The sequence below is a fragment of the Microcoleus sp. BROC3 genome (assembly GCF_036702515.1).
Taxonomy (GTDB): Bacteria; Cyanobacteriota; Cyanobacteriia; order Cyanobacteriales; family Microcoleaceae; genus Microcoleus.
Genome location: NZ_JAUBTQ010000007.1, coordinates 1 through 21,405, shown reverse-complemented (window position 1 = coordinate 21,405; position 21,405 = coordinate 1). Strand labels below are relative to the sequence as shown.

General features: G+C 46.8%; 21 protein-coding genes. 13 read left to right on the top strand and 8 right to left on the bottom strand.

What is annotated here, in order from left to right:
• The first annotated feature begins 1,171 nt into the window (after window positions 1-1,171).
• The 3 genes from QUB30_RS06155 (at window position 1,172) to QUB30_RS06145 (ending at window position 5,411) form a co-directional block, all read left to right on the top strand.
• Window positions 1,172-2,845, top strand: coding sequence for a CHAT domain-containing protein (locus QUB30_RS06155; protein ID WP_333330589.1), 1,674 nt, complete (start codon window positions 1,172-1,174; stop codon window positions 2,843-2,845).
• A gap of 1,597 nt (window positions 2,846-4,442) precedes the next feature.
• Window positions 4,443-4,853, top strand: a complete 411-nt coding sequence (locus QUB30_RS06150) for an AbrB family transcriptional regulator (RefSeq protein ID WP_172184952.1) — start codon at window positions 4,443-4,445, stop codon at window positions 4,851-4,853.
• A 90-nt stretch (window positions 4,854-4,943) separates the two neighbouring features.
• On the top strand, window positions 4,944-5,411 hold the full coding sequence (locus tag QUB30_RS06145; RefSeq protein ID WP_333330585.1) for a regulatory protein RecX: 468 nt from the start codon (window positions 4,944-4,946) through the stop codon (window positions 5,409-5,411).
• A gap of 119 nt (window positions 5,412-5,530) precedes the next feature.
• On the opposite strand, the gene QUB30_RS06140 is transcribed toward QUB30_RS06145, so the two are convergent.
• The 3 genes from QUB30_RS06140 to QUB30_RS06130 form a co-directional block, all read right to left on the bottom strand.
• Window positions 5,531-6,028, bottom strand: a complete 498-nt coding sequence (locus tag QUB30_RS06140; protein WP_333330582.1) for a DUF4385 domain-containing protein — start codon at window positions 6,026-6,028, stop codon at window positions 5,531-5,533.
• The gene (locus tag QUB30_RS06135; RefSeq protein ID WP_015177615.1) at window positions 6,025-6,450 is read right to left on the bottom strand and encodes a DoxX family protein; all 426 of its coding nucleotides are present in this window, start codon (window positions 6,448-6,450) and stop codon (window positions 6,025-6,027) included. The genes QUB30_RS06140 and QUB30_RS06135 overlap by 4 nt, the downstream gene beginning before the upstream one ends.
• Before the next feature lie 292 nt (window positions 6,451-6,742).
• Entirely contained in the window at window positions 6,743-6,877 is a 135-nt protein-coding gene (locus QUB30_RS06130) for a hypothetical protein (protein ID WP_333330579.1), read from the bottom strand.
• 586 nt (window positions 6,878-7,463) lie between these two features.
• Here QUB30_RS06130 and QUB30_RS06125 point away from each other — a divergent pair.
• The 6 genes from QUB30_RS06125 (at window position 7,464) to QUB30_RS06100 (ending at window position 11,248) form a co-directional block, all read left to right on the top strand.
• Window positions 7,464-7,955: a DUF4168 domain-containing protein gene (locus tag QUB30_RS06125; RefSeq protein WP_333330576.1), complete on the top strand. Its 492-nt coding sequence runs from the start codon at window positions 7,464-7,466 to the stop codon at window positions 7,953-7,955.
• A 259-nt stretch (window positions 7,956-8,214) separates the two neighbouring features.
• Entirely contained in the window at window positions 8,215-8,652 is a 438-nt protein-coding gene (gene ureE, locus QUB30_RS06120; protein WP_333330573.1) for an urease accessory protein UreE, read from the top strand.
• Window positions 8,653-8,917: 265 nt separating this feature from the next.
• Window positions 8,918-9,631 (top strand): urease accessory protein UreF, encoded by a 714-nt coding sequence (locus tag QUB30_RS06115; protein WP_333330570.1) that lies wholly within the window; start codon window positions 8,918-8,920, stop codon window positions 9,629-9,631.
• A gap of 23 nt (window positions 9,632-9,654) precedes the next feature.
• Window positions 9,655-10,251, top strand: coding sequence for an urease accessory protein UreG (ureG, locus tag QUB30_RS06110; protein WP_333330567.1), 597 nt, complete (start codon window positions 9,655-9,657; stop codon window positions 10,249-10,251).
• A 150-nt stretch (window positions 10,252-10,401) separates the two neighbouring features.
• The gene (locus QUB30_RS06105) at window positions 10,402-10,851 is read left to right on the top strand and encodes a type II toxin-antitoxin system antitoxin SocA domain-containing protein (RefSeq protein WP_333206695.1); all 450 of its coding nucleotides are present in this window, start codon (window positions 10,402-10,404) and stop codon (window positions 10,849-10,851) included.
• A gap of 97 nt (window positions 10,852-10,948) precedes the next feature.
• Window positions 10,949-11,248 (top strand): hypothetical protein, encoded by a 300-nt coding sequence (locus QUB30_RS06100; RefSeq protein WP_333209543.1) that lies wholly within the window; start codon window positions 10,949-10,951, stop codon window positions 11,246-11,248.
• Between the two features lie 38 nt (window positions 11,249-11,286).
• On the opposite strand, the gene murG is transcribed toward QUB30_RS06100, so the two are convergent.
• Window positions 11,287-12,351: an undecaprenyldiphospho-muramoylpentapeptide beta-N-acetylglucosaminyltransferase gene (gene murG, locus QUB30_RS06095; RefSeq protein ID WP_333330564.1), complete on the bottom strand. Its 1,065-nt coding sequence runs from the start codon at window positions 12,349-12,351 to the stop codon at window positions 11,287-11,289.
• A 218-nt stretch (window positions 12,352-12,569) separates the two neighbouring features.
• Between murG and QUB30_RS06090 the strand changes: the two genes are divergently transcribed.
• Window positions 12,570-13,475 (top strand): nuclear transport factor 2 family protein, encoded by a 906-nt coding sequence (locus tag QUB30_RS06090; protein ID WP_333330561.1) that lies wholly within the window; start codon window positions 12,570-12,572, stop codon window positions 13,473-13,475.
• 328 nt (window positions 13,476-13,803) lie between these two features.
• Entirely contained in the window at window positions 13,804-14,592 is a 789-nt protein-coding gene (locus QUB30_RS06085) for an SDR family oxidoreductase (RefSeq protein ID WP_333330558.1), read from the top strand.
• A 1,115-nt stretch (window positions 14,593-15,707) separates the two neighbouring features.
• On the opposite strand, the gene QUB30_RS06080 is transcribed toward QUB30_RS06085, so the two are convergent.
• The 3 genes from QUB30_RS06080 to QUB30_RS06070 are packed head-to-tail and all read right to left on the bottom strand — an operon-like array spanning window position 15,708 to window position 17,900.
• Entirely contained in the window at window positions 15,708-15,929 is a 222-nt protein-coding gene (locus tag QUB30_RS06080; protein ID WP_333035640.1) for a hypothetical protein, read from the bottom strand.
• Window positions 15,926-17,695, bottom strand: coding sequence for a S8 family peptidase (locus QUB30_RS06075; RefSeq protein ID WP_333330555.1), 1,770 nt, complete (start codon window positions 17,693-17,695; stop codon window positions 15,926-15,928). Before QUB30_RS06075 ends, QUB30_RS06080 begins: the two co-directional genes overlap by 4 nt.
• A gap of 49 nt (window positions 17,696-17,744) precedes the next feature.
• Window positions 17,745-17,900, bottom strand: coding sequence for a hypothetical protein (locus tag QUB30_RS06070; protein ID WP_333330552.1), 156 nt, complete (start codon window positions 17,898-17,900; stop codon window positions 17,745-17,747).
• A gap of 50 nt (window positions 17,901-17,950) precedes the next feature.
• On the opposite strand from QUB30_RS06070, the gene QUB30_RS06065 reads away from it, so the two are divergent.
• Both QUB30_RS06065 and QUB30_RS06060 read left to right on the top strand, forming a co-directional pair.
• On the top strand, window positions 17,951-18,367 hold the full coding sequence (locus QUB30_RS06065) for a hypothetical protein (protein ID WP_333330955.1): 417 nt from the start codon (window positions 17,951-17,953) through the stop codon (window positions 18,365-18,367).
• A gap of 287 nt (window positions 18,368-18,654) precedes the next feature.
• Complete coding sequence (locus QUB30_RS06060) at window positions 18,655-20,361, top strand: pentapeptide repeat-containing protein (RefSeq protein ID WP_333330549.1); 1,707 nt, start codon at window positions 18,655-18,657, stop codon at window positions 20,359-20,361.
• Between the two features lie 247 nt (window positions 20,362-20,608).
• Here QUB30_RS06060 and QUB30_RS06055 read toward each other — a convergent pair whose 3' ends face one another.
• Window positions 20,609-21,331, bottom strand: a complete 723-nt coding sequence (locus QUB30_RS06055; RefSeq protein WP_333330952.1) for a patatin-like phospholipase family protein — start codon at window positions 21,329-21,331, stop codon at window positions 20,609-20,611.
• Window positions 21,332-21,405: the final 74 nt, after the last annotated feature.

Below are 21,405 nucleotides of genomic sequence, written 5' to 3'. Positions count from 1 at the left end.
TTACTAAACGACTGCACCCTCCTAATTTTAGTTCCTGATGATTAATTAGAAATTTAGATAGTTCGCCCGGGCAAATATTTGTTTTAATTTTCAGTGGCACAATTTTCTCTCGCTTCGACCGAGCCGATCGAACTGAGAAAATTATGTTTTTAGAGTAAAAAAACAGCTATCCAAAAACCTATCTCAAGACAGATGGTAAAATTTCGCAACGAACAGGAATAAAAGCAGGAGTTGTTTTTGGTAACAGTTGCAAGCTCGAGCGGCATTTTGAGCGGGAATGACACACGGCGACGCTGAGGAACTCGGTTGCTGTGTAGAGGCTTCGCTGCCAACGTCAATATGTCTGGGAGAAACCAGCTTGATGAGCCTGAGTCCTGTAGATGATAAAAATGATTGTTGTTTGAGAGGAGGGGAATAATTAGATGGTCGTTGTATTGTTGAGAATTCTTAGCTCCTTAACTTGATTTTTGCTGCTTAACTTTAACTAGATTAAGACAGTTAAATTTAAAACATCTATATAACATGAAAGTGGTAAATTAGCAAGACTCGATTAGCAATTATTGATGGTTAACTATCGATTACCGATCGCCCCTGAGGTCTTACGGATGAGGGCGGAGACCTTACGGATGAGGACCCAGCGCTGACCAATTCATTAATTGACACAAAATCAAGATTTCAGATGGGGGGTTGGTGGTACAGGATAAGCGGTTGAGACCGATCGACCCATCGCCACAAAAAAAAAATTACTCAACTTTGCCTCCGGTATTGCCCTGAAACCGGTTGGCGAGAGCCGAAGTAATTTTAATAAGAACTAGAGATCCGCCTGGTAAAGTGCCTCCAATTTAACTTTACTCAGCAATGAGAAACTCAAGTTCGCGACGAATCTAAAGGGGTCTGCGGTAGAGGTGCAAAATGTTAAAGATAGCAAGATTGGAGAAAATTCGGCTTTCACTGAGCCACAGGGCAATCAAAACTAATAAACTGTTATTAAAGTACAAGTTTTATAGCCTCAAAGTGTTTGAACAAATATATTTGACCTCAGCGTTCGCCCGATCGGGGGAAGCGCATTCAAAAACTTTGATTGAAAGAGTAAAAATTAGTTTGCCGGTCGCTATTGCTAGCGACAAAAACGCAGGCAAGTTCAGAATTAAGGCGGGAGGGCGCTAAATCGGTGAGCCAGGAATTTCAACTCTCAGTCACCCCTGTTGGGGACGATGAATATCTAGTGCGGACAGAAAGGGTTGCACCCGGTGTACCCTTAGCAGAAGAACAAGTCCGCTGGCCGATCGACGAATGGCTGGCACTGTCTGCTCAACTGATGAACGACCCGCTGGTGGGCTTGCTCCAAGGAAAAGTATTACAGGGAACCAGTTTGGCCGGTCGCGGACTCTCGCGCTCGGGAAACAACTCAGCGCCGAATTTAGTAGCCCTCGGCCAACAATTATACAGCGGGCTGTTTCAAGGAAACTTGCGCGATAGCTGGACTTGCGCTCAAGGCATCGCCCAGCACCGCCGAGAAGTGCTGCAACTGCGGCTCGGACTCAAAGGCCGGCGCTTGCCGCGGCTGCCCTGGGAAGTTCTGCACGCGGGCGATCGCCCTTTGGCAACCGGCACGGATGTCGTGTTTTCCCGCTACCAACCAGGTACAAGTTTGTTCAAACAAACCCGGATACTGCCCAGCAGCGGGCCGCTAAAAATCTTAATGGCGATCGCCTCTCCGGGCGATCGAGACAGCTTGCAGCTCAAGCGAGAAGTGTTCCACCTGCAACAAGAACTCCAAAACCGCACCGCTAACCCCCTCAAAAACAGCCCCCATTCGGAAATTCAACTGACTATTCTCGAACAGCCCGATCGAGAACAGCTTACCCAAGCCCTAGAACAAGGACAGTACCAAGTCCTGCACTACGCAGGTCACAGCAACTTAGGTTCCAGAGGTGGCGAACTCTACCTAGTCAGCAGCCGCACCGGCTTAACCGAAACCTTGAGTGGCGACGACTTAGCTGGATTGCTCGTTAACAACGGTATTCAGATGGCCGTGTTCAACTCCTGCCGCGGTGCCTACGGCGACCCCTCAGAGATCGCGGACGACAGCCCGGAACGCAACTTAACCGAAGCTCTAGTCAAGCGGGGCATTCCGGCAGTGCTAGCAATGGCAGAAAGCATCCCCGACGATGTAGCCCTGACTCTGACGCGGCTGTTTTACCGCAACCTCAATCAAGGCTATCCAGTCGATCTCAGCCTCAGCCGGGCCAGAGCCGGACTAATTTCTGCCTACGGTTCTCACCAGTTATACTGGGCTTTGCCTATTCTTTACCAGCACCCGGACTTTGACGGCTATCTGACCGGCGCGCCAGCCCACAGCGCGGCATCCGGTTCTATGGTGCAAATAATCGGGTCGGGAACGCCGCCGGCGGTCGCGGGTACAGAATGGAAGGCACCGTCTTCGCTTTCGGCGATCGCCCAGTACCCGCCAATGCCCGCCAATCGATCGCATGAGTCAGACAGTTCTGACGGCGAAGTCTGGGAATACTTTCCGGATCAATTAAAAGATCGCAGGGATTGGGTTCATCAGAACGATCGACCCGACGCTGCTAATTCATCCAACTCGCCGAATCCTGAGTGTTCGGTTAGCCAAGCAAATCCCACCGCAGCAGGGACTCAGAAACCGTTAAAAAAACCGGGATTGAAAAAATCTGTGGCCCTGATGCTTTGCTTGTTGCCCGTTGCTTTGAGTGCTGGCTTTTTTGGATGGCGCTACTCGCACCACCGAAGCACGAAACCGGAAGAGTTACTGCCTGCAGTACGGACTCCGCTGTCGCAAAATTACATCCAACAACGTCACTAAAAGCGATCGCCTGCGCGGACTGCTTAGTTTAGATCCGCTTGCCCTGGCTCCAAACGGGGTGCAGTTTTTGCTGGCAATTTGCGATCCGCTGCCGCTGGAAAAGTTATCAAAAGTATGCGGCTCGATCGAATCTCCGACTTACGCTCATCAAGCCGGTTTCTACCCCAAATAAGCAGCAGCACAACCAAGCGTCTAGGAAGAAACCGGGTTTCTCGTCGAGAGAGTAAGTCCGGGATTGCTTGATGCAGTATTCGTCAGTTAATTTTAGATTTTAGATTTTAGATTTTAGATTTACTCTACAGATGAATCTGGCAGCTTGAACAACGGTCTAAAATTTCGATCTGTCAACGACTGTTGTCGGGGGGTGGTATCCGTTTTTGGGCCGAGTCATTCCGCAGCCGGAGCATTCGTCATTCGGCACAAGACAATAAAAGCCAGAGTTGTAACAATTAAAAACGTCCTTACCGTCAAGGCGGTTGCTATATTTCACAATAATTAATTATGGAAGCGGCTGTGAGTTTGACGCGCCCCTCCAGTTGGTGCATAAATTTTGAGAGTCTGGCAGTTTGCAGGCCACGAGTGGAAACCAGTACATTTCCACCGAAACTCCATGTCGGGAACCGCTGCTAATTTGTAGTGCATCAAACATTTAAGCAGTTGTGCATTTAACTCGGTCTTTTTCAATTCCCCTGTGGAAAGAACCTCAAATTCTCTGGCTTTGGGCCGGAGGAGGAAGATTTTCCCGAGAGTTGCCTAGAAATCTACTGATTCGCGGGGAAGCGTGAAGAGTAACGAAGCAATCTCGCCCGCTCGAAACTATTCCCCTCCTGGTGGCTGCGCGATGTTTCTGCCGCCGCGCCCATTGAGTCGGCTTTAAGCTAAAACCCGTTCAACGAACAGGTGAAATTTCCTTCAATTTTTACCGGATTGGCTTCCCCAGACTGCTTTCTGTGCAAGTTATATGCCGAACACCTTAATAGAAGATTGCTCGTTGGTATTTGGGGTTTTAAGGGGATTTCCCGCCCGAAAAACAGGGTTTATACCATTTTAGATTTTAGATTTTAGATTTTAGATTGAAGAATTGGGAATGACTTATTCCATAAGGGTTTGGAGCTTGCCTACAGTTGGATTCTTTTTGTAAACTGGTGCGTGCAAGTAGCTGGCAGGGGCACCCTTGAACAAGTGCTGCCTCCCCTTGTTGAGGTAAAAGTTAACCCCGGCCGGTAAATGCTTTCGGCAGATTTGCAGCGGCCGCGCTCTAGGTATTTCGATTCATGGCTGTCTTGTTTTTACCTTGACCGCAGACTCGATCGGGGATTGGTGAATGCAGGGAACAGACTTTACTGTAAAAAAGTAAAGCATTTAATTTGCGACAATAATTCCCCGCGCGATCGCAAGAGAGGCTTACACAAGCATTTGGGCCGCGAGGAGCAAATTGATCGCCCTTCGAGCATCCTTACTTGCACCCCCCGTCTTCAGGCTGCAGAAATTTATCCAGAATCTTAATATTCAGAATTATTAGTATTGACAGTGAAACAAAGTTAATCTAATGTGTTGTAATTGATATAAGTAAAGTCCAATAAGCGAGGTACGGTCAATGGCAGAAACAGCTACAGCACCCTTAACAGGAAAAGGTCTGCTTCAAAAAATCAAAGGCAGTGATTTGCCGCGCAGAGAACTTGCAAAGCTTTGCGGCTACTTCACGGTCAGCAAAAGTGGAGAAACCCGGATTAATCTGGCTGAGTTTTACGATGCAGTGTTAGCTGCTAAGGGCATTGAGCTAGAGAAGTCGAAAGCAGACGGACGCGGACGAGAAGCGAGTTATCGAGCTAGCGTTCACAAGAATGGCTCGATCGTGATCGGGGCAAATTATACCCAAGAAATGGGATTAAAGCCGGGAGACGAGTTTGAAATTAAGCTCGGATACAAGCACATTCGCTTGATTCAGATCGATGTGGACAGACCGGATGTGGATGTGGATGATGAAGAGGAGGATACAGAAGAATAGAGCCGATGGCGATGCAGTCAGCCGATAGCAAGGCGACTGGATTTGGCATTCGCTACAGGAGTATTTGCGCGCCACCCTTCGATTGAACTGATGAGCTGTCTTGACTATTTCTATTTTCTCTTGTCCCGCAAAGACTACAGTGCCTCTGAACTTCGCAAAAAGGGGCAAGAGAAAGGTTTTGGCAATGAGGAAATATTGGAGGCGATCGCGCAAATTCAAGACCGCGGCTATCAGTCTGACACTCGCTTGGTGGCAAACTCGATCGCCTCTGCAGCAGGCAAATACGGGAAATCGGCCATCAAGCGCAAGTGCTTGCAAAAAGGAATTACCAGCGATTTGTTCGAGCAAGTCTGGGAAGAAGAAATCGCCGAAAATCAGGACTCCGAAGCAGAAAAACTGGCCGAATTAAAAGCCAAAGTCATGCGAAAATACAAGATCGATACTTGGGGTAAAGCCGATCCGAAAACCAAGGGCAAAGTCTTGAATTACCTGCAATACAGGGGCTTTAATGCCTTTGAAATTTGGCGGCAGTGGCAAACAGAAGAAGATGACGAGTAAATAGTAGGGCCAAGCAAATAGATGCGGCTCAGATAGGCAAGCACAACTGCATGGCTGCCGACGGGGCTAAAGTGTAAGTTCTGAGTTTTTGTAAATGTATGTCAATCCTCAGGGTTGACTCAATAAGATTCGTACATCTGCCGGTGTCTGGCTAAAAGCTCGAGATATTTCTCGTTGATTTTGGCCAGCATCCATTTTTCTTGAAAAATGGCCGCCGATTCTGCTTTCACCGGATCTGCTTGTAGCGGCAAAATGTCTTTTCGAGCTGCGCTTTGCTCTGCAACGGACTTCAGCTTCTGAGGGTTTTGCTGGTATTTTCGCCCGCTTTTGTGGTTAGCGTAACGACGCGATCGAGTATACCCCATCTGCAAGAACTTGCGGGCCATGTCGGCTCCCACAAAATCTTCCCGATCGAGATACTCTAAAAACAAGGAGTAAATTTGGCTGCTCGACTCCCTAGCAATTTCAGGAGTCTTAAATCTCCAGAAAGGCAGAATTTCTCCTTTGTAGGGTTCCACCAACAGCACTCCCTGTTCTCCTTTCCCTATGCGATAAAGTTCCGGGTGCTGTCGAAAGTCGATGTTCTTAAAATCCAAAGAGTAGTCGAACTGCTTCATCGGGCATTTTCTGTTCTATCTGGAACTATAGAAGCCCGGGGTTTACCTTCGTCTGGTTGGGTATAAACCCAGGCCCAAGCAATCAAGACGGCTTGAAAAGGCAGCCTGAACCAATACAGTAATTGGTTGTGGGGAATCCCTTCTATGGGAATGTTGTTGACGGCTTGATTGATATTAGCTGGAAACACGGCAATAAACAAGGCAATTAATCCCCACGCCGCCGCCCTGCTCACAGGAGGAACTAACAGCCCAATTCCTCCCAAAATCTCGAAAAAACCGCTGATATAAACCAAGGCTTCCGGGTAAGGAAGCTGGGGCGGCACAATTCTGATAAAAGGTGCGGGTACTGCAAAGTGCAGCACGCCTACAATACTGATAGCTACTGCGAGGATAACTCGCCAAATTTCTTTTTGACTTTTCATGGGCAATCGGTAATTAATAATTGTTAACTTGCTGCGATAATGCTTGCCAAAGTTCGCTATCTGCGATCGAGATCACAAGAAAACTGAGGCCTAAAATTTCCAACTTTCCGGGGTTTGTCTACTCTTGCTGATGGCTGTAACGATTTTATTTCGTAGAAAAACCAGATTTCTGGGTAAGTCCCAGACAAGTTTTGGCAGCCCTAAACTCCAGGAAGCAAGAACTGGAATTGAAGACCTGCGCGTTGACTGCCGAAAACAGATAGCACGCGTTTTGATAACAAGATTTTAATGTCTAGTTCCCCGCTGCTGCCTCTATCTTCGGGTAGTAAAATCTGATTTTTGTTCCGGCTCTGGCTCCGTCAGCAGCCAAACCAGGGGGATTTTCTCGCTCTACAAATGCGCCACAGCTTAATTTTAAATAAATCATCGCGGGAATTGATGAGTGCGATTGCTGTTAAATTTGACCTTGCCTTGCAGGCAATTCGGGAGCATCTCATATTTGTAAAAACACTTCTTCTGGCTCCTTCCTTCTTCCTCTTTCCTTCTGCCTGCTGCCTCCTGCCTGCTGCCTCAAAACAGAGATTTCTACTTTGGCTGCTTTCATTGAGATGCTCCCGGCGATTTCCTACCCTTCACCGAAGGCACGCGCGTTCGGGATAGCTTCGCTCGCGCGTACCTTAATGAGACTAATTAATGCGAGTAATTTGTCAATAACTTTTAGAATTATTTAATATTTGCGCTTTGAGAATTATTTGCAGAGGTAATTCCGGAACGCTCTGTAATTAAAATTACCGTCTCAATTTTGGGTTTTGTCAACTGCCCAAAGATGTTACAATGGATCAAATTATAGAATTTGCTAAAAAGTCGATCGCCGTAGCAACTGCCAAATCATCCTGCGGGAATTCAAGATTATCACCAACGGCAGGAACTTTTTAGCCACAACATTATTCAAAAAGATTGAGCCTCCCAGCGCTGTGTCATTTTTATCTACACGCAAGCAATCACCGACGACCATGAACACCTCACTTAACAACTCTAAATTTCGCCTCAACCGGATGCTGCGGCAATCGCTGTTCGCAGGCATCATTTCCGCAGCAGCTTTGGCTAGCGGATGGGCGCCCGGTTTGTACGCACAATCCCCAAGCCTCGTTTTCGGAGCAGCAGCCCAAGCTCAAGACATTAGCAACGAGGAAATTACTAGCTACGCTCGCTCTGTATTGGCAATCGAACCCAAACGGCTGGGAGCCTCTCAAGAAATTAAAGGAATAGCAGGAGGCTCGGTGCCGCGGGTGGTGTGCAACGAAACTAGCCAAATCAACAGGCTATCTGGAAATGTTCGCGGTATTGTGGTAAATTACTGCGATCAAGCTAAAAAAATTATCGAAACCAATGGTTTGACAGTTAGTCGCTTCAACCAGCTCACTTTGCTCCAGCAAGCCAATCCGGCAGTCAAACAGCGAATTCAAGCGGAACTGCTGCGGCTGCAACAACCGAGCAATCAATAAGCTTGAGAGTTTGAGTCTTTCTTCCTCTCCCGTTCGATTGTTCGAGTGACTAGACGGTAGGCAAAAATATTTGAAAAAATGGCGATCGTCTGTAATAAAGTGCTTGACAAAATAACTAAAATTTGGTATGCAGACAAGAACGGGAGCGGTTTAGAGAGATGACTATTTTCCCACTCGGTGTAAATTCCCATTAAAGAGCAAAAAATATTCCTCAAAAACTAGATGTGCAGTGAATTGCTCTGAGGAATAGAATATAAAAATGCTAACTTTCACAAAACATTTGCCTGCAAATCCCGATGCTATTGTCAGCTTTACTTTACCGATGACAGCCGACGATCGCACTCGCAGCCGCCACCGGTTCGAGACAGATACGGGGGAAAGGCTGCACCTGAATTTGCCCAGAGGTACGGTACTGCGCGATCGAGATTTATTGCAGTCGGAAGACGGTAACTGTTTGGTACTGGTAAGTGCAAAACCCGAACCGGTGCTGACAGCGCGGGCATCAAGTCCGCTGCTACTGATGCGGGCGGCTTATCATTTAGGAAACCGTCACATAGCTTTAGAAATTGCCGATAATTATTTAAGACTTTCTCCCGACTCTGTGTTGCAGGGAATGCTCGAAAAAATGGGTTTGGAAGTAACAGAGGAAATTGTGCCGTTTCAGCCGGAAATGGGCGCTTACGGGCACAGCCATTAGATTTTAGATTTTAGATTTTAGATTTTAGATTTACTCCCACCGATGAGTCCGAGGGCTGATGACTAAATTGCTTTCGGCAATTCAAGAAGCAAGAAGTCAATCGATTTTAGATTTTAGATTTTAGATTTTAGATTGAAGCATTGACCCCACGGATAAATTCGGGGGGCAAGTTTCTCGGATACAGATTTTTTATTTGTGGACGGAGGAATCCGGGGGCTTGTATCCTGGATGCTTTCGGTCAACAGTCAACAGTCAACAGTCAACAGTGAACAATCAACTTTTATCTTTGTTGCAGTTAGCTTTTGCACCTGTGGGAGCTTATAGTTATTCTGAGGGAATCGAAAGTCTGGTAGAAACCGGTGCGATCGACAGCGAGATTACTTTGAGGAATTGGTTAGAAAATTCGCTGCAATTCGGGGCTGTGCGAGTAGAAGCCGCTGTGGTGGTACGCGCTTTGAGGGCGGCCCAGATAGGGGATTTGACGGCTTTGAATTACTGGAATGCTTGGGCGACGGCTACTAAGGAAACAGAAGAGTTGCGCTTGCAAAGTTGGCAAATGGGGCGCACTTTGGTCAGGTTGATGCTCGATTTGCGTGAAGCGAAGCTATCCCGCAGGGAATCGCCCGTTTCTTCTGGGTTAACAACAAGTGTAAAAGATTTGGTGGAATTTGGCGGCAATCCGTGCAATTTTGCGATCGGCTTTGGCATTGCCGCGGCAAGTTGGCAGATTGAAGAGGAAGCGGCAGTGTTAGGATATTTGTACAGTTGGGCTGCCAATTTGGCGAGTGCGGGCGTGAAACTGATTCCCCTCGGTCAAACAGCCGGTCAACAGTTACTGTTAGATTTGCAGTCTCAAATTAGCTGTACGGCGCAAGAAGTTTTAAAATTAGAAGATGATGAGCTTGGTAGTTGCAGTTGGGGATTAGGACTGGCTAGCATGGCCCACGAAACTCAGTACACTCGGTTGTTTCGCAGTTAAAAATTAGAAAATCTAAAATCGCTATGGGTGCTTTTCGTGTAGGAATTGCTGGGCCTGTTGGTTCGGGGAAAACAGCTTTACTGGATGCTTTGTGCAAAGCGCTGCGACAGCAATACCAGATTGCGGTTGTTACTAATGATATCTATACTCAGGAAGATGCCCAGTTTTTGGTTCGGAGTCAAGCTTTAGAGAGCGATCGAATTTTGGGCGTAGAAACGGGAGGCTGTCCCCACACAGCCATCCGCGAAGATGCTTCTATTAACTTAGTAGCGATAGAAGAGTTAGAACAAAAATTCACTGATTTAGATTTAGTATTTGTCGAAAGCGGCGGCGATAACTTAGCTGCCACTTTTAGCCCGGAGTTAGTAGATTTAACAATTTACGTAATCGATGTCGCTGCGGGCGATAAAATTCCGCGCAAAGGCGGGCCAGGAATTACTAAATCTGATATGTTGGTAATTAATAAAACAGACCTCGCCCCTTTTGTGGGAGCAGATTTAGGCGTGATGGAACGAGACGCGAAAAAAATGCGCGGGGAGAAACCTTTTGTGTTTACTAACTTGAAGACCCAAGAAGGATTAGAATCGGTAGTTAACTTTGTTAAGTTGAATATGGCATAGATTGAGAAAATATAGTATAATGTAAATTAAAGTGAGACGGCTCGCAATTCCCCGTGAAAACGTCTCCAGACAAATATAGTCTGCTTGAGTCGCGGGAGTATCAAAAAAATCTCGTTCTAGTTTTGCCGTTTAATGACTACCAAGTAAGTTATGCTGAGTTGTTATGATGCAGCCGAATACTTTTTGGCTCAGGCAAGTGAAGATGCTGGCGATCTGATATCTAATCTCAAGCTTCAGAAATTGGTTTACTATGCTCAAGGCTTTCATTTAGCTTTGTACGATGAACCGCTATTTCCTGAAGCCATAGAAGCATGGACTCACGGGCCCGTTGTTCCTGATTTGTACCGTCACTATAAAAAGTATGGTACTGGTGCAATTCCTTGTCCAGAATATATAAACTTTTCGATTTACGACGAAAAAACTAAGAGCCTGCTTGATGAAGTTTACTCTGTGTTTGGGCAGTTTGCTGCATGGAAGTTAAGCAACATGACACACGAAGAATATCCCTGGAAACTTGCTGCTCAAAATAGCGGAGAAATTACTCATCAATCCCTGAAAAAATACTTCAAGACTCAACTCAATTGTGAAGAAGCATCTTAAGGCAAATCAACGCCAAGAAAAAGGGAAAAGGATTTCACCTAGAGAAATTGTTGATTTACCGCCTGAGCAGGAGTCACCTCTATTTTCTTTGCGATACATGAATAAAGATTACTCTCTTTCTCAATGCACAAAAGATGAAAAGGCTGCTTTTGCAGATACGCTCTACAAATTAAATCAGCTTACCTGGAGTGAGATTAATGCTTGTCCCCGTCACGGATTAGGCTACGAGAAGATAGCCCGAAGTTCCATTAGAGCACCTATTCCCAGCCATCTTAAGGATGATGTAAATTTTATTGCTTTTCGGTTTTGCGGGAAGGCTCCGATGGTTGGTTATCGGGATGGGGCTGTGTTTTATGTTATTTGGTTGGACAGGGGTTTTACGCTTTACCCTCATTAAAAAGAACTCGTTAAATTAGTGGCGGTGTCCAATTTTCGCTACCGCACCAGCAATTCCCTGACCAAATTAGCCAAACGTTCTGTACTGTCTGTCACCGCTAATTGAGCAGCAGCTTTAGACATTTTTTCCAAATATTCGGCATCTCTTAACAAATACAACACTTTGCTTTGCAACACATCTGCTGTCAGTTCGCTTTGACGGAATACCACGGCGGCGCCGGCTTTAGCAAATACTTCCGCATTAAATCTTTGGTGGTCGTCAGCGGCGTGAGGAAAAGGAATTAAAATAGAAGGTACGCCCGTCACTGCTAATTCTGTCAGAGCACTCGCGCCCGATCGACTAATTGCTAAATTTGCTCGCTGCAACAAACTCGCTACATTGTCGTAAAATGGCATTGACAAATATTGCTCGTGTTTCAAACTCTCAGCATCCGGGTCATTATTTCCGGTGAGGTGAACCACCCAAGCACCGGCATCAAACCAAGCCGGAGCACACTCGCGCACTAACTTATTCACTGCGACAGCACCTTGAGAGCCGCCCATGACTAAAATTACAGGTACACTGTCAGGAATTGGCAAATTTAGAGGTTGGCGAGTCAGGAATTGCGATCGCACCGGTGTACCAGCAACCACAGTTTTCGCGCGGGGTAAATGCTGGGCTGCGGCTTCAAATCCGATCGCCACAGCAGTGCACAAAGGACTAAACCAGCGCGTCACCTTCCCCGGAATTGCATTAGATTCGTGGAGAATTACCGGCAAACCCAAAGAACGGGCCGCCAGAATTGCCGGTGCTGCAATGTAACCGCCGGTAGTAAACACTCCCTGAAAATTTCCCGCTTTGAGCAACTTCCGCACCTGAAGGATCGAGCCGGCGAGTCCGCCCAAAATTCGCAATGTACCGAGCCCAAATCCCTGCTGAAAGCCTTCGACAGCGATCGTGTGGAGGGGGTAAAGGGATGAAACTAACTCGGTTTCCATGCGGTCTGGGACTCCTAGCCATTCGATCTGACAGTCGTTCAACTGGCCAGCGGTGGCGATCGCAGGAAATAAATGTCCACCAGTGCCGCTAGCTGCAACCAACAACCGGAGGGGGGCTTTTGTCAAGGTTTTTGTTTCTTTTACAAGTACAAGTTCCACAGGTCGATCAATTTTATATTTGAGGTTTTAGATTATTATGCTTATTATTCCGGCAGTTTCAGCCAATTTTCAATCAGCAATCTAAAATTAGATTGTGCCGTGTCCCTCCTTCCGTTGTCAGTTTTCGTTGCAGGCGAACAGTTGCCCGCGCCACGACTCCTGACAAATAACCAAATTATCACCTAATGCGTAATTTTTTGAATTTAGTGCCAAGTGCATCTCAGTATTTTTCCAGCCGTCGGGACGAAAAAGCCGATCGGGCGATCGTTTTTGGCTTTAACTGCGGGCAGTCGATCGCTCAAATGTTGTTATGTTTAACAGTGGTAAGTGCTGGCGTGCTGCATCCTAGTGCGGCAAGAGCGATCGGTGCGATCGCAGCGACTCCCCAAACGATCGCCCAAACCCCTGCAAATGCGCCTGCCCCACTCACAAAAGTGCTAACAGAAATTGACGCAGCGGCCAACCGACGCGATGTCAAAGCAGTCATGGCATTTTACAGCCCGAATTTCACTCATTCTGACGGCTTAAACAGCCAAAGCATGGAAAAAGCCCTCACCCAACTCTGGGAGAGATATCCGAGTTTAAATTACCGCACCGATATCAAATCTTGGAACACCGAAGGTAGCGCGATTGTCGCAGAAACCGTAACTACAATTGCCGGCACTCACAAACAGGAGGGCAGAGAATTAACTCTCAAAGCTACCATCCGTTCTCAGCAGCGCTTTGAAGGTGAAAAAATAGTTAAGCAAGAGATTTTAGCAGAACAAACTCAGCTTAGTTCTGGCCAAAATCCTCCCACAATTCAAGTGAACTTTCCGGATCAAGTTAAGGTGGGCGAAGAGTACCATTTTGATGCCATTGTGCGAGAGCCGATCGGCGATGATATTTTAATAGGGACTGTTTTGGAGGAACCCATTAGCGAAAAAACCTTTTTTAATCCCTCAGAAGTCGAGCTGGAGTTGTTAAATTCCGGGGGAATTTTTAAAGTAGGTAAAGCTCCGGCTACGCCCGAAAATCGGTGGGTTTCAGCAGTTTTGATGCGACAAGGCGGAATTGCTACAGTTAGTGTGCGATTGCGGGTTGTCAAGTAATAAAATAGGTGTTATGGGTTATACCATTTTAGATTTTAGATTTTAGATTTTAGATTTTAGATTTTAGATTTAGATGGGAATAACTTATGAATTAAATGTTGGGAGCGCTGGTCTACAGTTGCATTTTTTAGGGGATGGTATTATTTGGGTAATTTTAGTAGTGGCGGGTTCAAGAAAATCTTGAAGAGAAATGACTGAAGTCCCTAAACTCGTCACTACAATAATTATGTTGAATTGACAGTATGAAATATCCAAAGCCTTATCTCATTAGTCATTCCCAATTCCCAAATCTAAAATCTAAAATCTAAAATCTAAAATCTAAAATCGTATGATTTCTATCCAAAATCAAATTGTTTTCATTACAGGTGCTAGTAGCGGTATCGGAGCAGCCTGTGCCAAGATATTCGCCAAAGGTGGAGCAAAACTAATTTTAGCAGCCCGCCGTCTTGAAAAGCTCGATCGACTGGCAAACGAACTTGTAGAAACAAAATCCATCGCATCGGCGAACGAGATTTATTTGCTAGAATTGGACGTGCGCGATCGCCCGCAAGTCGAATCGGCGATCGCTGCGCTTCCCGATGCCTGGAAAAACATAGATGTTCTCATTAACAATGCTGGATTGAGCCGTGGTTTAGACAAACTGCACGAAGGCAACTTTCAAGATTGGGAAGAAATGATTGATACCAATGTTAAAGGCTTGCTTTACATGACTCGCGCGATCGTGCCGGGAATGGTAAGCCGAGGCCGCGGTCACGTAGTGAATATCGGCTCAATAGCAGGCCGCCAAGCTTATCCGAAAGGTAATGTTTATTGCGCTTCCAAAGCAGCAGTGAGAGCTATTTCCGAAGGGTTGAAACAAGACCTTTTGGGAACAGCCGTGCGGGTGACGGAAATAGAACCCGGTTTGGTGGAAACAGAATTTAGCAATGTCCGGTTTCACGGCGATGCAGAAAAGGCCAAAAATGTCTATCAAGGATTAACACCGCTGACTGCTGACGATGTAGCCGATGTCGTGTATTTTTGCGCGACGCGATCGCCCCACGTCAATATTAGCGAAATCTTGCTAGTTCCGACAGACCAAGCTAGTGCAACTCTGGTTCACCGAAAAGAGTTTTGAGTTTTTAGTGGTAAGTGTCCGGATTGCGCTCGAATTCTCAGGAAGCTTAATTGGTAGATGCACCCTGATTAATTAACTCCCGACCAATTTTGGCCGGGTTTTTTTTTGCGATCGCACCCTTAGCCACAAATTATTCTAACTTCTGCCAAAGTGCCCTGAAAGAGGTGCTGTGAGGCGGGAGATTAAATTAGTAGATGCACCCTGATTAATTAACTCCCGACCAATTTTGGTTTGGGGTTTTTTTTTGAGCGATCGCCCGCCAGAAATTCTCCTAAATTATGCCAAAGTGTCCTGAAAGAGGTGCTGTGAGGCGGGAGACTAAATTAGTAGATGCACCCTGATTAAATAACTCCCGACCAATTTTGGCCGGGTTTTTTTTGATCTCGCACGCCCTCGCCACAAATTATCGCAAATTATGCCAAAGTGTCCTGAAAGAGGTGCTGTGAGACGGGAGACTAAATTAGTAGATGCACCCTGATTAAATAACTCCCGACCAATTTTGGTTTGGGGTTTTTTTTGCGGTATCGACGGTGATGCTGAAGAAACTTTGAGGTTGTCCGGATGGCGCTCGAATTCTCAGGAAGCTTAATTGGTAGATGCACCCTGATTAAATAACTCCCGACCAATTTTGGTTTGGGGTTTTTTTTTGCGGTATCGACGGTGATGCTGAAGAAAGTTTGAGGTTATCCGGATTGCGATCGAATTCTCAGGAAGCTTAATTGGTAGATGCACCCTGATTAAATAACTCCCGACCAATTTTGGCCGGGTTTTTTTTTGAGTTCGCACCCCAAACCACGAATTTTCCCAAATTTTCCCAAACTGTCCCGAACAGGTGCACCTCGAACCGGAGACTAAATTAGTAGATGCACCCTGATTAATTAACTCCCGACCAATTTTGGCCGGGTTTTTTTTTCGTATTGCAGCCAAAACAGCAAAATTTCAATAAATCAAGAATTATCTGCGTTAATCTGCGTGCATCTGCGGTTAAAAATCAAATTGATCCCGAACATCGTGCTAGCCACTGGAAAGTAAATAAAGATGCACCCTGATTAATAAACCCCAGCCAATTTTGGCCGGGGTTTTTTTTAGCTCAAAAGCTGCATTAACCAATTAGGCTAAATCGCCTCAAAAGACTGCACCTCAAGAACCGGGCCGATCATAGCAAAAGTCATCACATCCTTGCGGACTTCACCTTTAACACTGACTTTCAAACCAGCTTTTTTCAAGTCAGAAGGAGCATCCTTAAGTTCGTAAGTTTCCCCATCTTCGCCGACCAAAGCCCAAGTACCGGGACCCAATCCTTTGCGTTCAATTACACCTTTGACAGTAATACTCATGCCGATCGCACCTCTGTTTTAATTGCTAAACGCGCCAGTCCGAAACACAGTAAAGCATTGACAATCAAGAATGTTTGTGATACCAAACCAGTTCCCAATCCCCAGACTGCGGGAGACAGGAAAGCATTCACCGCTAAACTGCTGGCACAACCGATCGAAATTGCGATCGCGATCCACTTCCACTGTTGATGTCCCAACAGCAAAGCAATCAAAATCCCAGGAATCAAAACGCTAGCAAAAAAGGGATTCAGCATACTGCTGCCATTAATTGCGCCGCCGAGTTCGGGAATAGAACTGCCCATCACCCGCATCGGCCACTGCGGCAAGTCAAATACAAACAAGTTGCGGAGGAAAAAGAACCCAGAACTACCAGCCATCAAACCGCCGGAAAAGCCCCAAGTCCACTGGAACGGAAAATAATTCCGCATCAAGAAAGCCAGCAGGTAAGAACCGAGCACCATGGCAATTTTAGGCAACAGGGCGACTGCACCGCCGTCAATCCAAAAGCGGGGGCTGAGATAGCCGTTATCGCGCAGCCAGCGGAAGAAATCGCGGAAGTTGATTTGTCCGCGCTGGGCTAGCTGAACTGCTGCTGCTGCGTCGAGGTGTCCCGAACCAAAATGGTTTAACGGATCTTCAGCGACATTTCGCGAGGACTGCAAGAGTACGCTGCGAATTTCGTCGGGTTCTGTGATGCCGGAGGCCTTGACAAGGGCTGCAACGGCGGCAACGTGGGGAGAAGCCATGCTAGTGCCTTGGTAGCCTTCAAAGACTTCGGCACCTGTTTCCGGGTCGATCGTACTTTGGAGGATTTTGCCCATTTCAGAACCGCCGGGGGCTGCAATGTCAACCCCTGCGCCGAAATTGGAGTAAGAGGCTTTTTCGTCGTCGGGGCCGAGGGCGGAAACGCCGATGACGTGGGGATAGCGGGCGGGATAGGAAGCGGAACTCTCGCCGGAGTTGCCGGCGGCTGCGATGATGACAACGCCTTTAGAGTGGGCGTAGTCGATCGCCTCTTCCATTAACTGACTTTCACCACCGCCGCCGAGACTCATGTTGATTACATCTGCGCCGTTGTCAGCAGCAAATTTAATCGCTTCGGCGATGTCAGAAACCGTGCCTCCGCCGCTGCCGCTTAATACTTTCAGCGGCATTAAAGCTGCTTCGTAGGCGATGCCCGCGACGCCGTAATTGTTGTTAGTTGATTGGGCGACAGTACCTGCGACGTGAGTACCGTGGCCGTTGTCATCGTAGGCCTCGGCGCGATCGTTTACAAAGTCGTAGCCCGGTACAAATTTGGTTTCTTTTAAGTCAGCGACGGGACTAATGCCCGTGTCAATTATCGCTACTGTTGTGCCGCTGCCTTTGGTTTCGTTCCAGGCAGATTCTACGTTGATACTGCGGAGATTCCACTGCTTGGTATACATGGGGTCGTTGGGAATCTCGAAAGCGCTGTAGACGTAGTTGGGTTCAATGTATTCGGTATCTTTAGCCAAATTTGATTTTTTCAGGGCCTTTAGCAAAGTGCGATCGCCCTTAACAACATATACATTGTCGCCTGCTGAGAATTCGCTGTTGAGTTGCGGTGCGACTTGGTACTGTTGGGCGATCGCATTTACTTCTTTCGCAATCTCAGCAGCACCCAAATCTTCGCGGAAATCAAGCACAATCGAGTCGTAACTGCCTTGAGTAGCAAGTCCTGGGAAATTAGAAATCGCCCAGCCGAGCCCGATTAAAAATAAGCACAGAAGGAAAAACTTTTTCATGGCCGATCGTCCGTTTAGGGAAGGCTTGTTCCCCACAATAACCCAATTTTCACCGCCAGCGCCAGTTTTCCTTGCTGCGACTTGTGGATATCTCCCACGCGGGCTTTTGGTAGTTTTCGGCGGTGGCTGTTGCTCGAACAAAAATTGCTCTAATTTCTAGTTTAAATTGCAGAGCAAGTTTTAGGAGTTCAATTAATTGTATCATGATAGAAGATGACAAACAGAACAAGCGAGTATTTTCAACAAGGGTATTGCATGGAAAGAGGTTTAATGTGGCTGCCGCTGCTGGCAATTTTTATTTTTCTGGCTTGGGCTGGATGGAACGAGTATCAAAAGCTGGAAGCGTATCGCGTCTGGGCCGAACAATTCGCTAAAGCCAAGTACGATATTTATGCTGTACTCGGTCAAAAAGAAGACTGTTTAACTTGGGGAAAACCTACTCGCAGCGGGCCTGTGAATTTGCAAACTTTTTCTTTAAAAGACGTGCAGTCGCTGCGGTTGTTAGTCAACTCTCAGGCAGTTGATTTAGAGTCGCCGCCGAATTCTGGAAGTCCAATCGCCCTCGAATTTTTGTTGCAAGATGCTGCTGCGGTGCAGGTTCCTTTTACAGAAATTTCTCTAGCGACTAAATGGGGAAAGCACTTGCAGCAAGAATTGCAGCGCTTTAGGTAAAAACACTCTCCGGTGGGGCAGCGTATAAGATGTGAACTCTGCTGCTTTAAGTTACAAAAGTCTGTAAAGCTGGTAGTAGAAATAGAACTTACGCAACAAATCCTTTGAGCTGCTATCTATAGGGGTAAAGTGCGCACGGATCGCCCGGAGGACGTGAGTTCTGGCAGTAAGTAGTAGAGGTAGTGTCCCCGTGCCTAGCCCGCTAGTGTTCCGTGCGCACCTTACAGTTAAAATTATGGACCAGCGCGTCCTAAAACAGCTAAATTGCCAGCCCCCAAACCTGCGGAATGCAAACACAAGAATTTTTACAGCGCTATCAACAGGGAGAGCGCAACTTTGGTCACATTGACCTCAGCGGCGCTAGTTTAAGCGGTGTTAACCTGCGAGAAATAGACCTCACTGGTGCTAACTTGACCGGTGCTAATTTGAGCTGGTCTTTTTTGAGCAATGCCAAGTTGATAGGGGCTTGTTTGCGCCGCGCGGATCTCCGCAGTGCGGGGCTGGCTGGGGCGAATTTGAGCGGGGCAAATTTGAGCGGGGCAAATCTTGCTAAAGCGGATTTGCGCCTTGCTTGTTTGGAAGCAGCAGAACTCAATTGGGCAGCGCTGCCTGAAGCGGATTTGGGGGGTGCTAATCTTCAAAGAGTTAAATCTGACCAAATTAATTTTGCGGGCGCTAAACTCGACGGCGCGAAGTTGATGGCGGCGGAATTGATGGAGGCGAATCTCAACCGCGCCAGTCTTGTTGGTGCTAATTTAACTGGTGCTAATTTGCGGGAAGCGCATTTGGTGGAAGCGAATTTGCGAGCGGCAATTTTACTCGGTGTAAATTTGATTGAAGCTGACTTGAATGGCGCTCAAATGCGATCGGCAAATCTGGCGGGCGCTGACTTGCACCGAGCAGTGCTGGCGGGGGCTGATTTGACTGAGGCGGTGCTGGATAACGCTGATTTGAGTCGAGCTAATCTGGCGGGTTCTTATTTATTGAAAGCGAGTTTTAAAAAGGCGCTTTTGCTGCGAGCTAACCTGCAAGGAGTGTATTTGTTGCGGGCGGATTTGAGCGAAGCTAATTTGCGCAATGCTGATTTGCAAAAAGCTGATTTGAGCGGCGCTTATTTGATGGATGCGATGTTAGGTGAGGCGGATTTAAGAGAAGCTTGTTTGATTGAGTGCCGTTTGATTAGGACGAATTTGGAGGGGGCGCAGCTTACGGGCTGCTGCATTCAAAATTGGCAAATTCAAGATGTCGATCTGTCGAAAGTTGACTGTCGCTATGTTTTTACTCAGTTTGATTATACTGCGAAAGTTGCGGCAAATCGCTTGCCGGTCGATCGCGATTTTGAGTCTGGGGAATTGGGGCGGCAGCATCAAGAGGAAAGTTCGATTGTTGAGGTGTCTTTTGCTGAACCTCCTAATTGGGAGGCTTTGGTTTTTACGGTGCGTCGGGTGGAGTTGGAAAGCCGCGAACTAAAGTTGAACGTTCAATTTTTTGAGTCTGCTGGAGAACAACATTTACTGCGGCTGAGCGCGAACCGTTTGGTGAATGGCAAGATTTTGGGCGATCGTATATTGGCGCTTTATCCAGATATGCTGGAAAAAGTTTTAGCTAAGGGCGCTGAAATTTTGAGTTTGCTCGACTTGGCTGTTGCTAGGAACAGCGCGCAGCCGGAGCCGGGCCAAAAGGAAGTATTGCTCAGAAGACAGGAAATCTACCAGCGAATGGTGCGCCAAATTTCATTTATTTTGATGTCTCAGACGCCGGATAAATTTTCCGACAGCGTGCAGCGGCTGTTGGATTATTTGAAGCAGCAAGGTATCCCGACAGAGCAGATTCAAAAGAAAGTCATCAGTCAGGCGATCGTGCAGCGGGCCAAGCAAGACCCGGTGTTTCGGGAACAGTTACTCACGTGGGAAAAAAAGGCGTCCGATCGCGTTCGCTGTTCGATGATGGGGGAAGCGGTGCGGTATGCAATTACCCTTTTGATCGATTATTAACAGTTAATTTTTAACACTTGAAGCTGGAGAGCCGCTAATACCCGCACTTGCTCTTCTGCGTCGGAAACTGCAAGCATCGTGCAGCGGGCAAAGCAATAGCAAGTTTTTCGGCAACAGTGGCTCACGTGGGAGAAAACGGCTTCAGAGTGCGTTTGCTGTTCGGTAATGGGGGAAGCGGTGCCCTGTTGTGGGAATGAATACACACAAAATCTTACCCCCATTAAAAATCCTCCAACCGGATCTCGATTCAACTGTCCGGTTGATTAGGATATAGTTCAGTTTCGTCCTTCAAAAGCTTACACAACTTATCCAAATCTTTCTTACTATGTTCAATCAGTTTTTCACCTCGCTCCTCAAGGTGTTCAATATTACTGGGACTGGCGTTGTCCATTTGGTCGTGACCATTGTCACTACTCAATTGAAGTTGAAAACGATAGTAGTTTCTGTTCTCTCCTTCACTCACCATTAGCTGCTGAAGCTGAAACGCAACAGATTCGCTGTTACCATCTAAAACAACGTTAAGTAAGGGAAGTGCCCATTTGATTTGTCCCCAATTTTTGGCATCTCTATACTTATACCTCCTGGTTACTGATCCAGTACCTAAAGAAACAACAAGGGTATCCTTACGGTGTAGTTCTTCACGAGTCTTGTTCTTGTAAGAAATCATCGCCTCCATCATTGCAAGTGAGGAAGGATTATTTGCAAAAACTCCACCGTCTACCAAAGCGTAATATCCCTCATCGGTATTATGTCCCGTTTCGAGTTTGTAGGGTGGAAAGAATGTCGGTGCAGCAGAAGTTGCCATTGCTGCCTCCCACATTTTGAATCCGCTACATACTTTGCGGCTATGAATACTGTTGAGTTCCTCTGCGTCCGGATTGCTTGTAAAAAAAACTGGTGCTCTCAGTTCGATATCATAGCTCGGTATGAAAATTTTTCGTAATGCATCTTCAACGTTAGCTTCACCTATAGCAATCCTAAATGATTTACAAAATCTTATAAATTATAATACCTAGGGAGTATAATAATACTTGGATACTGGAA

What these genes read in the sequence shown, in the direction of transcription:
- QUB30_RS06150 (WP_172184952.1), top strand. Translation starts at nt 4,443, where the DNA reads ATGGCAGAAACAGCTACAGCACCCTTAACAGGAAAAGGTCTGCTTCAA.
- QUB30_RS06145 (WP_333330585.1), top strand. Translation starts at nt 4,944, where the DNA reads ATGAGCTGTCTTGACTATTTCTATTTTCTCTTGTCCCGCAAAGACTAC.
- QUB30_RS06140 (WP_333330582.1), bottom strand. Translation starts at nt 6,028, where the DNA reads ATGAAGCAGTTCGACTACTCTTTGGATTTTAAGAACATCGACTTTCGA.
- QUB30_RS06135 (WP_015177615.1), bottom strand. Translation starts at nt 6,450, where the DNA reads ATGAAAAGTCAAAAAGAAATTTGGCGAGTTATCCTCGCAGTAGCTATC.
- QUB30_RS06130 (WP_333330579.1), bottom strand. Translation starts at nt 6,877, where the DNA reads ATGATTTATTTAAAATTAAGCTGTGGCGCATTTGTAGAGCGAGAAAAT.
- QUB30_RS06125 (WP_333330576.1), top strand. Translation starts at nt 7,464, where the DNA reads ATGAACACCTCACTTAACAACTCTAAATTTCGCCTCAACCGGATGCTG.
- ureE (WP_333330573.1), top strand. Translation starts at nt 8,215, where the DNA reads ATGCTAACTTTCACAAAACATTTGCCTGCAAATCCCGATGCTATTGTC.
- ureG (WP_333330567.1), top strand. Translation starts at nt 9,655, where the DNA reads ATGGGTGCTTTTCGTGTAGGAATTGCTGGGCCTGTTGGTTCGGGGAAA.
- QUB30_RS06105 (WP_333206695.1), top strand. Translation starts at nt 10,402, where the DNA reads ATGCTGAGTTGTTATGATGCAGCCGAATACTTTTTGGCTCAGGCAAGT.
- QUB30_RS06100 (WP_333209543.1), top strand. Translation starts at nt 10,949, where the DNA reads ATGAATAAAGATTACTCTCTTTCTCAATGCACAAAAGATGAAAAGGCT.
- QUB30_RS06090 (WP_333330561.1), top strand. Translation starts at nt 12,570, where the DNA reads ATGCGTAATTTTTTGAATTTAGTGCCAAGTGCATCTCAGTATTTTTCC.
- QUB30_RS06085 (WP_333330558.1), top strand. Translation starts at nt 13,804, where the DNA reads ATGATTTCTATCCAAAATCAAATTGTTTTCATTACAGGTGCTAGTAGC.
- QUB30_RS06080 (WP_333035640.1), bottom strand. Translation starts at nt 15,929, where the DNA reads ATGAGTATTACTGTCAAAGGTGTAATTGAACGCAAAGGATTGGGTCCC.
- QUB30_RS06075 (WP_333330555.1), bottom strand. Translation starts at nt 17,695, where the DNA reads ATGAAAAAGTTTTTCCTTCTGTGCTTATTTTTAATCGGGCTCGGCTGG.
- QUB30_RS06070 (WP_333330552.1), bottom strand. Translation starts at nt 17,900, where the DNA reads ATGATACAATTAATTGAACTCCTAAAACTTGCTCTGCAATTTAAACTA.
- QUB30_RS06065 (WP_333330955.1), top strand. Translation starts at nt 17,951, where the DNA reads ATGGAAAGAGGTTTAATGTGGCTGCCGCTGCTGGCAATTTTTATTTTT.
- QUB30_RS06060 (WP_333330549.1), top strand. Translation starts at nt 18,655, where the DNA reads ATGCAAACACAAGAATTTTTACAGCGCTATCAACAGGGAGAGCGCAAC.